The sequence below is a fragment of the Halomonas salipaludis genome (assembly GCF_002286975.1).
Taxonomy (GTDB): Bacteria; Pseudomonadota; Gammaproteobacteria; order Pseudomonadales; family Halomonadaceae; genus Franzmannia; species Franzmannia salipaludis.
Genome location: NZ_NSKB01000001.1, coordinates 372,766 through 385,193 on the forward strand (window position 1 = coordinate 372,766; position 12,428 = coordinate 385,193).

Genomic DNA, 12,428 nt, shown 5'->3' on the forward strand with positions numbered 1-12,428 from the left:
CAGGGGGAGTTGCTGGCCGACGAGAGCATGGCGGCTGCGGCATGGCAGTGGCGCGATCTGATTACCCTGTGCAAGCCGCGCGTGGTGATCGTGATGCTGGCCTGTGCGCTGGTCGGCATGGCGCTGGCGACCCCCGGCATACCGCCGCTGGCCAGCGTGGTCTACGGTCTGGTGGGGATCGCCCTGTGTGCCGGCGGGGCGGCGGCCTACAACCATGTGCTCGACCGTCGCCTCGATGCCATGATGGTGCGTACCTCACGTCGTCCGCTGGCTACTCGGCGCCTGCCCACCCACTACGCCCTGCTATGGGCCACGGGCCTGTCGGTGGCTGGCTTTGCGCTGCTGCTATGGCAGGTCAACGCACTGACGGCGTGGCTTACGCTGGCGTCGTTGGTCGGCTATGCATTGATTTACACGGCCTTTCTCAAGCGTGCCACACCGCAGAACATCGTGATTGGCGGCGTTGCCGGTGCCGCGCCCCCGCTGCTGGGCTGGACCGCCGTCACTGGCCAGCTCGGCGCCGAGCCGCTATTGCTGCTGCTGATCGTGTTCGCCTGGACGCCGCCGCACTTCTGGGCGCTGGCCATTCACAAGCGTGACGAGTATGCCAAGGCGGGGGTGCCGATGCTGCCGGTGACCCACGGTGACGCCTTCACTCGACTGCAGGTGTGGCTGTATGGCTGGCTGACCGTGGCGGTGACGCTGATGCCGTTCGTGATCGGCATGAGCGGCATGCTCTATCTGGTCGGGGTCACGGCCCTCAACGTGCGTTTCATGTTCTGGAACTGGAAGGTGTGGCGGGGGCGGGACGAGCAGGCGCCGATCAACGCTTTCTGGTTCTCGATTCGCTACATCCTGGGAGTATTCGGCGTGCTGCTGTTCGATCACTACGCCGTCAACTGGGTCATGTGAGCGCCGCTACAATATGCGTTGGGGCTCACTTGCTGGATCGTCAGCGGCTGCGTATGGTGCAGGCATTCAGTTCCCATCCCCAACCCGAGTCGAGAGTTATGAGCGCTACCCTGTTCTGGAGTCTTGCGGCCCTGGCTGCAGTCATCGTCGCCGGACTCGGTGCCTACGCCGTCACCCTATGGCGTGAGGTGCGTCGTCGTGAGGCGTTCCGCCAGGAAGAGATACGTCGTGCGCACCAGAACTGCCTGGATAGCCTGGGGGCGATCGCCGCCGCCATGCGCGCCGAGCAGGTCGACCTGGTGGAGGGCGCCCTACGTTGCAAGGTACTGCTGGAGATCATCGATCCGGCGCTGGTCGAGCGCGAGGCGTTTCGGGTGTTTGCCAGCGTCCATGCCGAAACTCAGCACTTGAGTACTCACTCGTCGCGCAAGGCGCTGACACCCCGCCAGCGTATGGATGAGGATCGCCAGCGGCTGGCGGTGGAGGATGCCAACCGGCCGGCGCTGCTGGACGCAGCGCGCGAAGTGGAGAACCTTAAGCAGCGCTGGCCCGAGGGCCTTCACTGAGTCACGGTGTCTTCAGTTTCTTGTACAAAGCTGCTTTTTGGTATAGCTTTTAACTGCGGCTGCTGTTATATGTTAGCCGCTTGCGTTGATGACTGGTGCTCGATGCAAGGGCATGAGATCATGCGCATTAGCACATGAGCACTAGCCGAAATGTTGCAAATGTGCTTTCTTTTACCTTGAGTAGGTCGAAAAATTCGAGCTGGCTCGACGGTTTACCTGGATACGCGGTGTAACTCAAGTGTTACGACTAGCGCTGTGTTAAGAAGGAGTCTTACATGAAAAAATCAACGACTGGCTTGCTGATCGGTTCCGCGCTGGTACTTGGCCTTGCTGGCTGTGCTACCTCCGGACCGACAGGCGGTCAGACATCTGCCCAGATGTCGTCTTCCTCCTCTTCCGCTGACCGCGCCTGGTATCAGCACCCGGCCGTATGTGGTGTTGCTGGTGGCTTGATCGGTGGCAGCATCGGCTATGCGACCTCGGGTAGCTCAGACGAAGATCAAGGTGCTGCCATGGGCTTTGGTGTGGGTGCTGCTGCTGGCGCACTGCTGTGTGCCGATCGTACCCCCGAGCCGCAGCCCCAGATGGAGCCCGAGCCGATGCCCGAGCCCGAGCCCGAGCCGGAACCCGAGTTCGAGCCGGTGGTGCTGAGCAGCGAAGTGACCTTCGCGTTCGATTCCGCCGAACTGCGCCCTGAGGCCAGCATGACGCTGGACGAAGTGGCACATCGTCTGCGCCAAAACCCCGAGCTGCGTGTCAACATCGACGGCCATACCGATTCCGTCGGCAACCCGCAGTACAACGAGGGGCTGTCTCAGCGTCGTGCCGACTCCGTGCGTGCCTATCTGGTCTCGCAGGGCATCGCCGAGAACCGCATGCGCACCCGTGGTTTCGGTGAGGCGCGTCCGGTGGCTAGCAACGACACCGATGAAGGTCGTGCTCAGAACCGTCGCGTCGAAATCGACCGCCAGTAAGGCATAGCGCTACGGCGCACGATGCCTGAGCGGCTTTCGCCGCTCGCTTGACGAGGGAGTGCCATTGGCACTCCCTCGTTGCGTCCAGGGAGCGGATAGATGCCCGGCATGGCGCGCTGGGGGTGCCATCTGGTATCGTAGGCTGCTGTTTTTTCAGCATGCCTGACCGTACGTTTTGACACTCACCTGCTTGCGACACGTGATCCCTGGTATGGATCACCACTGCGCCCAAGGAATTGCCGCAATGCCCATCGTGACCCTGCCTGATGGCAGCCAGAGAACCTTCGACGAACCGCTTACCGTGATGCAGCTGGCCGAGTCTATCGGTCCCGGCCTGGCCAAGGCCTGCGTGGCCGGCAAGATCGACGGGGTGCCGGTCGATGCCGCCGACCTCATCGATCGCGACGCCACGGTTGCCATTCTCACAGCGCGTGATGAAGAAGGCCTCGAGGTCATTCGCCACTCCTGCGCTCATCTGATCGGGCACGCCGTCAAGCAGCTCTACCCCGAGGCCAAGATGGCCATTGGTCCGGTGATCGAGGATGGCTTCTACTATGATGTCGACTTCGGTCGCTCGGTGACGCCGGATGACCTGGCGGCCATCGAGACGCGCATGAAGCAGCTGATCGACGAGGAGTACGATGTCATTCGCGAGTACGTCGACCGCGACGCCGCGATGCTGACGTTCCTGCATCGCGACGAGACCTACAAGCAGGAGATCGTAAGGGAGATCTCCGAGGGCGAGACCATCCGCCTCTATCACCACCAGGAGTACGTCGACATGTGTCGCGGGCCCCATGTGCCCAATACTCGTCACCTCAAGGCGTTCAAGCTGACCAAGCTGGCCGGTGCCTATTGGCGCGGTGACGCCTCCAAGCCGATGCTGACGCGTATTTACGGTACCGCCTGGCCCGACAAGAAGCAGCTCAAGGCTTATCTCAAGCGTCTCGAGGAGGCCGAGAAGCGCGATCACCGCAAGCTGGCCAAGAAGATGGACCTTTTCCACCTCCAGGAAGAGGCCCCGGGGATGGTGTTCTGGCATCCCAACGGCTGGACCATGTATCAGGCGCTCGAACAGTACATGCGCCGAGTACAGATCGCCCATGGCTACCAGGAGATCAAGACGCCGCAGATAGTCGATCTGTCGCTGTGGAAGAAGTCGGGCCATTGGGGGCACTACAGTGAGCTGATGTTCACCACCGAGTCGGAGAAGCGCGAGTACGCGGTCAAGCCGATGAACTGTCCGTGTCACGTGCAGGTCTTCAATCAGGGCCTCAAGAGCTACCGTGACCTGCCGCTGCGCCTCGCCGAGTTTGGCAGTTGCCACCGCAATGAGCCCTCTGGCTCGCTGCATGGATTGATGCGGGTGCGTGGCTTTACCCAGGATGACGCGCATATCTTCTGCAGCGAGAAGCAGATCCAGGCTGAGGCCGAGGCCTTCATCCGCCTGACGCTGGAGGTCTACAAGGAGCTGGGCTTCGATGACGTGGAACTCAAGCTCTCGACGCGTCCCGATGACTTTCTCGGTGAGGCGGCGCTGTGGGATCGTGCCGAGGCGGGGCTCGAGGCGGCGCTCGATGCTACCGGCCTCGAGTGGGAGCTGCAGCCGGGCGAGGGCGCCTTCTACGGGCCCAAGATCGAGTTCGCGCTGCGCGACTGTCTCAATCGGGTCTGGCAATGTGGTACCCTGCAGCTCGACTTCAATCTTCCCGGCCGTCTGGGTGCCCAGTTCGTCGACGAAGATGGCGCACGCAAGACGCCGGTGATGCTGCATCGTGCGATTCTTGGCTCCTTCGAGCGCTTCCTGGGGATTCTCATAGAGCACTATGCTGGCGCCATGCCGCTGTGGCTCGCTCCGCAGCAGGCGGTGATTCTCAATATCACCGACGCCCAGCGCGATTTCGTCGTCAATCTCGAGCAGCGTTTGCAGAAAATTGGCCTTCGCGTCAAGGCGGACTTGAGGAACGAGAAGATCGGCTTTAAAATCCGGGAACATACGTTGCAGAAGGTTCCCTATCTCCTGGTGGTGGGAGATAAGGAAGTCGAGTCTGACGCCGTGGCCGTACGTACCCGCAGCGGTGAAGACCTCGGCACCCTCAGGGTCGATGATCTCATTGCCCGGCTGGTGGCCGAGGGAATCTGATTGCCGGCTGCCCCGGGCCACGGCAACGTCAACCAACACGGAGATGTAGCGATCAAGCGAAGCAACCCAAGAGGGCGTGTTCAGGACAAGCGCCCCCCGATGAACGAGCGAATTACCGAAGATCAGGTTCGCCTGATCGACAGCGACGGCGAGCAGTTGGGTGTCGTGCCCACCAGCGACGCGCTGGAGCGTGCCGAAGCCGCCGGTATGGACCTCGTACAGATTTCCAACGCCGATCCGATCGTCTGCAAGATCATGGATTACGGCAAATTCGTCTTCGAGCAGAAGAAGCAGAAGGCTGCTCAGAAGAAGAAGACCAAGCAGATCCAGGTCAAGGAAGTCAAATTCCGGCCTGGCACCGACGAGGGCGACTACCAGGTCAAGCTGAAGAACCTGATTCGCTTCCTCGAAGGTGGCGACAAGGGCAAGGTCACGCTGCGGTTTCGTGGCCGTGAGATGGCACACCAGGACATCGGCCGCAAGCTGATGGAGCGGGTTGCTGCGGATCTCGAGGATCTGGCCAATGTGGAGTCCTTCCCCAAGATGGAAGGGCGCCAGATGATCATGATCCTTGCCCCCAAGAAGAAGTGATCCGAAGGCAAGTCAACGGGTGGTTCGCCGCTGAGGCGGGCTACCGGCCTTGGGTTTTCTGAAAAACATCGAGCGGAGTAATTCTCATGCCGAAAATCAAGACCAACAGTGGCGCCGCCAAGCGCTTCAAGAAGACTGCCAATGGCTTCAAGCACAAGCAGTCCTTCCGTAGCCACATCCTGACCAAGAAGTCGACCAAGCGGAAGCGTCATCTGCGCGGGATGAAGCAGATTCACGACGCCGACAAGGCCCTCGTCCAGCGCATGCTGCCGAACCTGTAACCGGTTGATCCACTTTAACGTCAGGAGAATGCTATGACTCGTGTCAAGCGTGGCGTCGTTGCTCGTCGCCGTCACAAGAAAGTACTCAAGCAGGCCAAGGGCTACTACGGTGCTCGTTCGCGGGTGTTCCGCGTTGCCAAGCAGGCCGTGATCAAGGCCGGCCAGTATGCCTATCGCGACCGCCGTCAGCGCAAGCGTCAGTTCCGTGCCCTGTGGATCGCGCGTATCAATGCCGCGGCTCGCATCAACGGCCTGTCCTACAGCCGCTTCATCGACGGCCTCAAGAAGGCCGGCATCGAGATCGACCGCAAGGTCCTGGCCGATCTCGCCGTGCACGAGAAAGCTGCCTTTGCCGCCATCGTCGAGAAGGCCAAGGCTGCTCAGTAAGTGACGGTGCAGCGGTGGCCGACGGCGGTAAACGCTGCCTCGCTACCACGCATGCCGTAACGTCGCAGGGGAAGAGCCGCCGCTCTTCCCCTGTTTTTTTGTGACCCAGTGTCGGCCGCATGGCGCGGCCGACGAGATTCGGAGCTTGACGGATGGACCATCTTCCCACATTGGTCGCCGAGGCTCGCCAGGCCATCGACGCCGCCGATGACATCGCGGCACTGGATGACGTGCGGGTTCGCTATCTTGGCAAGAAGGGCGAGATTACCGCGCTGCTCAAAGGCCTGGGCAAACTGCCGGCCGAGCAGCGTCCGGCGGCCGGTGAGCGCATCAACGAGGCCAAGCAGCTGCTCGGCGGTGAGCTCGAGGCGCGGCGCCAGGCGCTGCAGCAGGCCGCCCTGAATGCGCGCTTGGCGGCCGAGCGCCTCGACGTGACCCTGCCCGGCCGCGGTCAGGAGAGCGGCGGTCTGCACCCGGTCACGCGCACCCTCGAGCGCATCGAGGGGCTGTTCACGCGGATCGGCTTCGACGTGGCGGTGGGCCCGGAGATCGAAGACGATTATCACAACTTCGAGGCGCTGAATATTCCCGCCGAACACCCGGCGCGGGGCATGGCCGATACCTTCTATTTCGATGCCACCCGCCTGCTGCGCACCCACACCTCACCGGTGCAGGTGCGCACCATGCAGGCCGAGCAGCCGCCGATCCGTATCGTCTGCCCGGGGCGGGTCTACCGCAGCGACTCCGACCTGACCCATACCCCGATGTTTCATCAGGTGGAAGGCCTGCTGGTCGACGAAGGCATCAGCTTCGCCGACTTCAAGGGCACCATCGAGGACTTCCTGCACGCCTTCTTCGAGCGCGACGACCTGTCGGTGCGCTTCCGGCCCTCCTACTTCCCGTTTACCGAACCCTCCGCCGAGGTCGATATACAGTGCGTGATGTGCAGCGGCGCCGGTTGCCGGGTCTGCTCCCACAGCGGCTGGATCGAGATACTGGGCTGCGGCATGGTGCACCCGGCGGTATTCCAGCACTCGGGCATCGACAGCGAGCGCTACACCGGTTTCGCCTTCGGTATGGGCGCCGAGCGCCTGGCCATGCTGCGCTACGGCGTCAACGATCTACGCTTGTTCTTCGACAACGACCTGCGCTTCCTGCGCCAGTTCGGTTGATCGCCACCACGCTCGCTTTGAGGAGACAGGATCGTCATGAAATTTTCCGAACAGTGGCTGCGTGAATGGGTATCACCGCAGCTGGCGACCCAGGCGCTGGCCGACCAGATCACCATGGCCGGCCTCGAGGTCGACGCCATCGAGCGGGTGGCCGGTGACTTCAATGCGGTGGTCGTCGCCGAAGTGGTGGCCAATACGCCACACCCGGATGCCGACAAGCTCAATGTCTGCCGCGTCGATGACGGCAGCGGCGAGCCGCTGCAGGTGGTGTGCGGTGCGCCCAACGTGGAAGTAGGGCAGAAGGTGCCCTTTGCCCGCGTCGGCGCCGTTCTGCCCGGTGACTTCACCATCAAGCCCGCCAAGCTGCGTGGCGTCGAATCCCGCGGCATGATCTGCTCGGCCTCCGAGCTGGGGCTCGAGGAGGCCACCTCGGCGGGAATTCTGGTGCTGCCGGCGAGCGCCCCGGTGGGCGACGACCTGCGGCTGTGGATGGGCCTCGACGACAGCACCATCGAGGTCGACCTGACGCCCAATCGCGGCGACTGCTTGAGCGTGCTGGGCATGGCGCGCGAGGTCGGGGTGCTCAACCGGCTACCGCTCGATGGCCCCGCCCTCGAGGCGGTGCCGGCGAGCCATGATCAGGGGTTTGCCATCGAGGTGGCCGACCCCGAGCGCTGTCCGCGCTATCTCGGGCGGGTGATCAAGGGCGTCGACGTGAGCGCCGCGACGCCGCTGTGGATGGTCGAGCGGCTGCGGCGCAGCGGCGTGCGTAGCATCGACCCAGTGGTCGACGTCACCAACTACGTGATGCTCGAGCTCGGCCAGCCGCTGCATGCCTTCGACCTGGCCAACCTCGATACGCGCATCGAGGTGCGCCGGGCGCGCCCCGGCGAGCGACTGACGCTGCTCGACGGCCAGGACATCGCGTTGCGCGACGACACCCTGGTGATCGCCGATGCCAAGGGTGCGCTGGCGATTGCCGGGGTGATGGGCGGCGAGCTGTCCGGCGTGAGTGCCGCGACCCAAGATATCTTTCTCGAGTCGGCGTTCTTCAGTCAGCTAGCCGTGGCCGGCCAGGCGCGCTCCTATGGTCTGCATACCGACGCCTCACACCGCTTCGAGCGCGGCGTCGATCCAGCCTTGACGGCGCGCGCCGCCGAGCGCGCCACTCAGCTGTTGCTGGAGATCGTCGGCGGCGAGGCGGGCCCGCTGGTCGAGGTGGCAAGCGCGGCTCACCTGCCTGGCGAGCGACAGGTAGCGCTGCGCGCCGAGCGCCTCGAGCAAGTGCTCGGTAAGCGTCTCGACGACGGCGAGGTAGTCGAGATCCTCGGGCGCCTGGGCATGCGGGTCGAGACCCAGGTCGACGGTTGGTCGGCGCGGGTGCCGAGCTGGCGCTTCGATATCGCTATCGAAGAGGACCTGATCGAGGAGTTGGCGCGCATACACGGTTACAACCGCCTGCCGGTGCGGCGCCCCGCGGCGCGTCTCGGCCTGCGCGCCGATCATGAAGTGCGCCAGCCGCTGGCCAGGCTGCGCCGACAGCTGGTGGCGCGCGGCTACCAGGAGGCGATCAGCTACAGCTTCGTGGCACCGGAACTGCAGCATGCGTTGCATCCCGGGGCGCGCTCGCCGCGGCTGGCCAACCCGATCTCCAGCGACATGGCGGTGATGCGCTATAGCCTGTTCCCGGGGCTGATCAAGGCGCTGCAGCATAACCTCAATCGTCAGCAGCAGCGCGTACGGCTGTTCGAGACCGGCCTGGTCTTCCGCGGTGAACTCGACGACCTCGAGCAAGTGTCGATGGTCGGCGCGCTGGTGTGTGGATCGCGCGAGCCCGAGGGCTGGGCCGGCGGTCGTGACAAGGTCGATTTCTATGACCTCAAGGGCGATCTGGAGAGCCTGATCGCACTGGGCGGCGATTCCGCCGCCTGGCGCTTCGAGCCGGCCGAGCACAGCGCGCTGCATCCCGGGCAGACCGCTCAGGTATTCCACCGCGGCGCGGCGGTGGGCTGGATCGGCACCCTGCATCCGGCGGTGCGTGCCCAGTTGGGGCTCAAGGTCGATGCGCTGCTGTTCGAGGTGCGCCAGGATGCACTGACCGAGGGCGTGCTGCCGACCTTCAGCGCGCTGTCGCGTTATCCCGAGGTGCGTCGCGACCTGGCGCTGCTGGTCGATGCGGACCTGCCGCTGCAGGCGCTGCTCGATTGCCTGCGCGAGCAGGCCAGTGAGTGGCTCACCGAACTCAAGCTGTTCGACGTCTATCACGGCCAGGGGGTGCCGGAAGGGTGCAAGAGTCTCGCCTTGGGCTTGACCTGGCAGCATCCTTCGCGCACGCTGAATGACGATGAAATCAATCAGTTAGTCGATGCAATCGTCACCGAGTCCCGTCAGCGTCATGGCGCCGAGCTGAGAGGCTGAGCGCCTCCGGCGCCAGGGACGGTGCCGCTATCCAGCGAGGGAATGATATGGGCGCGTTGACCAAGGCGGAACTTGCCGAACACCTGCACGTCGAGTTGGGACTCTCCAAGCGCGAAGCCAAGACCATGGTGGAGGCGTTCTTCGAGGAGATTCGTGGTTGCCTGCGTGAGAACGAGCAGGTCAAGCTGTCGGGGTTCGGCAACTTCGACCTGCGCGACAAGCGTGAGCGACCGGGGCGTAATCCCAAGACCGGAGAGGAGATTCCGATCTCGGCGCGGCGGGTGGTGACCTTCCGTCCTGGCCAGAAGCTCAAGAGCCGGGTCGAGGACTTCGATGGTGTCTCGATGATCTAGCCTCATCTACGCCAACGGCGCCCCTGGGGCGCCGTTGGCGTAGGGGTCATCCTCCCGCGCCGCTCTCCAGCAGGTAGGTGATCACGACCTTGATCACATAGCCAAGCATGCCGGCCCCGAGCACGATGAACAGCATGATGGTGCCGAACTTGCCGGCCTGGGACTTGCGCGCCAGATCCCAGATGATGAAGCTCATGAAAAGAATCAGCCCGCCGATCATCACAGGCGTTACCCAGGCCTCGAAGATCTCCTGCATGCTTGCTCCATGTCATTGAATGGCATGCCATTATACGCTTGTGGTAATATCCGACCAAATTTCTCAAGCAAAGAGCTCTCATGGCCACACTGAAGATCTTTGTCGGCACCATGTACGGTGGGGCACTGGATGTCGCCGAGCAGATAAAGCCACTGTTCGAGGAGGCTGGCTATCGGGTCGATATCTTCGAACAGCCGAGCCTCGACGATCTGCTTGCCGAGCCGCCGACGCTGGCGCTGTTCTGCGTCTCGACCACCGGCAGCGGCGACTATCCGGGGAACCTGGTGCCGTTCACTCGCGCCCTGATCGACCAGAGTCCAGCGCTTGGCGAACTGCGCTACGGCCTGATAGCGCTGGGCGACAGCTCCTACGGCGATACCTTCTGTGGTGCTGGACGTGCGCTGGACGCGCTACTCGCCGACCTTGGTGCCCAGCGCGTTGGCGAGCGACTCGAGGTCGACGCCATGGAGACCTTCATGGCCGATGATGCCGCGTTGCCGTGGGCCGAGGCGTGGATCGCCGAGCACGGCCTGCAGGTGGCGTGATGGGCGGGCCGAGTGCTGAACGCCTGACCGCGCTGCTGGGGGTGCTGGTCGTCATGCTGGCGACCCTGCCGCGCTACCTGGACGGTGGCCATGAGACGCGGCTGTCACTGATGCTGATGGCCTGTGCGGTGGTCGCGGCGGTCACACTGCTGCACTGGCGGCTGCTCGATAGCCCGGCGCGGCGCCGCGTGCCTGGCCTGCTTCGGCGGCTGGGGTTCTGCCTGCTGGCAGGGTTGGCGGTGATGGCCGGCTGGTATGCATTGGCTGCCAACCTGACCGGCTGGCAGGTGCTACTCTCCCACGGCACCACAGCAGGCCTGCTGATGCATGTGCTCAGCCTGTGGTGGCGGCGCGACCGCGCCGGGTCCGCCTGAGTTCGAGTCTCGCCTCCGAGCGCCAGCCCTGAATCTTGCTGTTGCGCCCCCGGCCGTGCCGGGGGCGAACCCATGGGTGGCGAGGGTCAGGCAAGCTGGTAGCAGGGCACGTAGGCGGTGCCAGGCAGTTTCATGCGGCCCTGAGCGACGAAGGAGGTGAGCAGGGCGTCGAGGTGACGCATCAGTTCGGGCTCGGCGTGCAGCGTGAAGGGACCGTGGGCCTCGATGGCACGGATGCCGGGCTCCTTGACGTTGCCGGCGACGATACCCGAAAAGGCGCGGCGCAGGTTGGCGGCCAGCTCGTGGGTTGGCTGCTGATGGTGCAGGGCCAGCCCGGCCATTGCCTCATGGGTCGCCTCGAAGGGTGCCTGGAAGTCGCGGGCGATATTCAGACGCCAGTTGTAGTAGAAGGCATCCTGCTGCTGGCGACGGAAGTCGGCGACGTCACTGATGCCGTCGCGCATGGCGCGCGCCACCCCGGCCGGGTCGTCGATGATGATCTTATAGCGCGCGCGGGCTTCCTCGCCCAGGGTGTAGGCAAGAAACTCGTCGATGCGCTTGAAGTAGTCGGCGGCGCTGGCCGGACCGGTGAAGATCACCGGGTAGGGCATGTCGCGGTTCTCCGGGTGCAGCAGGATACCCAGCAGGTAGAGAATCTCCTCGGCGGTACCGACCCCGCCAGGGAACACGATGATGCCGTGGCCGACCCGCACGAAGGCCTCGAGGCGCTTCTCGATATCAGGCATGATCACCAGTTCGTTGACGATCGGGTTGGGCGACTCGGCGGCAATGATGCCCGGCTCGGAGATCCCCAGGTAGCGGCCCAGGCTGCGGCGTTGCTTGGCGTGGGCGACATTGGCGCCCTTCATCGGCCCCTTCATGGCGCCCGGGCCGCAGCCGGTACAGATGTCCATGTCGCGCAAGCCGATATGGTAGCCGACGTCCTTGGTGTACTCGTACTCCTCGCGGGAGATCGAGTGCCCCCCCCAGCACACCACCAGCCCCGGGTCGCGGCCCGGCTTGAGGGCGCCGGCCTTGCGCAGGATATGGAAGACCGCATTGGTGGTGCCCTCGCCGGTGGAGAGGTCGAAGCGCTGCTGGGTCTGGATCTCGTTGTAGACGTAGACGATATCGCGCAGCACCGAGGAGAGCAGCTCGCGGATGCCGCGGATCATCTTGCCGTCGACGAAGGCATCGATGGGGGCGTTGGTCAGCTTGAGGCGAATGCCGCGATCCTGCTGCAGCACCTCGATGTCGAAGTCATGGTAGGTCTCCATTACGGCGCGGCCGTCGTCGGTGACGTTGCCGCAGTTGAGCACCGCCAGGGCGCAGCAGCGCAGCAGGTCGTGCAGGCCGGCGCGAGAGGTGTCGCGCAGGCGATTGACCTCGTGCTGAGAGAGCACCTCGAGGCTGCCTTCCGGCGAGATGATGGTGGAAATGGTCTCTGGCATAGCGG

General features: G+C 63.9%; 14 protein-coding genes. 12 read left to right on the forward strand and 2 right to left on the reverse strand.

Going from position 1 to position 12,428, the window contains the following annotated elements; genetic code table 11:
* The first annotated feature begins 27 nt into the window (after window positions 1-27).
* From cyoE to ihfA, 10 genes are all read left to right on the forward strand, one after another.
* Window positions 28-912: a heme o synthase gene (gene cyoE, locus CK498_RS01880; RefSeq protein ID WP_407645828.1), complete on the forward strand. Its 885-nt coding sequence runs from the start codon at window positions 28-30 to the stop codon at window positions 910-912.
* A 98-nt stretch (window positions 913-1,010) separates the two neighbouring features.
* Window positions 1,011-1,478 carry a DUF2489 domain-containing protein gene (locus CK498_RS01885; RefSeq protein WP_095619155.1) on the forward strand — a complete coding sequence of 156 codons (468 nt, stop codon included), beginning with the start codon at window positions 1,011-1,013 and terminating at the stop codon, window positions 1,476-1,478.
* A 275-nt stretch (window positions 1,479-1,753) separates the two neighbouring features.
* Window positions 1,754-2,452, forward strand: a complete 699-nt coding sequence (locus CK498_RS01890) for an OmpA family protein (RefSeq protein ID WP_095619156.1) — start codon at window positions 1,754-1,756, stop codon at window positions 2,450-2,452.
* A gap of 244 nt (window positions 2,453-2,696) precedes the next feature.
* Entirely contained in the window at window positions 2,697-4,595 is a 1,899-nt protein-coding gene (gene thrS, locus CK498_RS01895; protein WP_095619157.1) for a threonine--tRNA ligase, read from the forward strand.
* Window positions 4,596-5,186: a translation initiation factor IF-3 gene (infC, locus tag CK498_RS01900; RefSeq protein ID WP_456064525.1), complete on the forward strand. Its 591-nt coding sequence runs from the start codon at window positions 4,596-4,598 to the stop codon at window positions 5,184-5,186. It begins immediately after the preceding gene.
* Between the two features lie 86 nt (window positions 5,187-5,272).
* A complete protein-coding gene (rpmI, locus tag CK498_RS01905; protein ID WP_076748010.1) occupies window positions 5,273-5,467 on the forward strand; it encodes a 50S ribosomal protein L35 in 195 nt (64 codons plus the stop codon).
* A 33-nt stretch (window positions 5,468-5,500) separates the two neighbouring features.
* The gene (rplT, locus tag CK498_RS01910; RefSeq protein WP_095619159.1) at window positions 5,501-5,854 is read left to right on the forward strand and encodes a 50S ribosomal protein L20; all 354 of its coding nucleotides are present in this window, start codon (window positions 5,501-5,503) and stop codon (window positions 5,852-5,854) included.
* A gap of 152 nt (window positions 5,855-6,006) precedes the next feature.
* Entirely contained in the window at window positions 6,007-7,026 is a 1,020-nt protein-coding gene (gene pheS / locus CK498_RS01915; RefSeq protein ID WP_095619160.1) for a phenylalanine--tRNA ligase subunit alpha, read from the forward strand.
* Window positions 7,027-7,062: 36 nt separating this feature from the next.
* Window positions 7,063-9,444: a phenylalanine--tRNA ligase subunit beta gene (pheT, locus tag CK498_RS01920; RefSeq protein ID WP_095619161.1), complete on the forward strand. Its 2,382-nt coding sequence runs from the start codon at window positions 7,063-7,065 to the stop codon at window positions 9,442-9,444.
* Between the two features lie 47 nt (window positions 9,445-9,491).
* Window positions 9,492-9,797 carry an integration host factor subunit alpha gene (gene ihfA / locus CK498_RS01925; RefSeq protein ID WP_076748006.1) on the forward strand — a complete coding sequence of 102 codons (306 nt, stop codon included), beginning with the start codon at window positions 9,492-9,494 and terminating at the stop codon, window positions 9,795-9,797.
* Between the two features lie 46 nt (window positions 9,798-9,843).
* On the opposite strand, the gene CK498_RS01930 is transcribed toward ihfA, so the two are convergent.
* Complete coding sequence (locus tag CK498_RS01930; RefSeq protein WP_095619162.1) at window positions 9,844-10,053, reverse strand: DUF2788 domain-containing protein; 210 nt, start codon at window positions 10,051-10,053, stop codon at window positions 9,844-9,846.
* Window positions 10,054-10,133: 80 nt separating this feature from the next.
* Here CK498_RS01930 and CK498_RS01935 point away from each other — a divergent pair, with 80 nt between their 5' ends.
* Both CK498_RS01935 and CK498_RS01940 read left to right on the forward strand, forming a co-directional pair.
* Window positions 10,134-10,598: a flavodoxin domain-containing protein gene (locus tag CK498_RS01935; protein WP_095619163.1), complete on the forward strand. Its 465-nt coding sequence runs from the start codon at window positions 10,134-10,136 to the stop codon at window positions 10,596-10,598.
* Complete coding sequence (locus tag CK498_RS01940) at window positions 10,598-10,972, forward strand: hypothetical protein (protein WP_095619164.1); 375 nt, start codon at window positions 10,598-10,600, stop codon at window positions 10,970-10,972. The genes CK498_RS01935 and CK498_RS01940 overlap by 1 nt, the downstream gene beginning before the upstream one ends.
* A gap of 86 nt (window positions 10,973-11,058) precedes the next feature.
* Here the strand turns inward: CK498_RS01940 and ppnN are convergent, their stop codons facing one another.
* Entirely contained in the window at window positions 11,059-12,423 is a 1,365-nt protein-coding gene (gene ppnN, locus CK498_RS01945; RefSeq protein WP_095619165.1) for a nucleotide 5'-monophosphate nucleosidase PpnN, read from the reverse strand.
* Window positions 12,424-12,428: the final 5 nt, after the last annotated feature.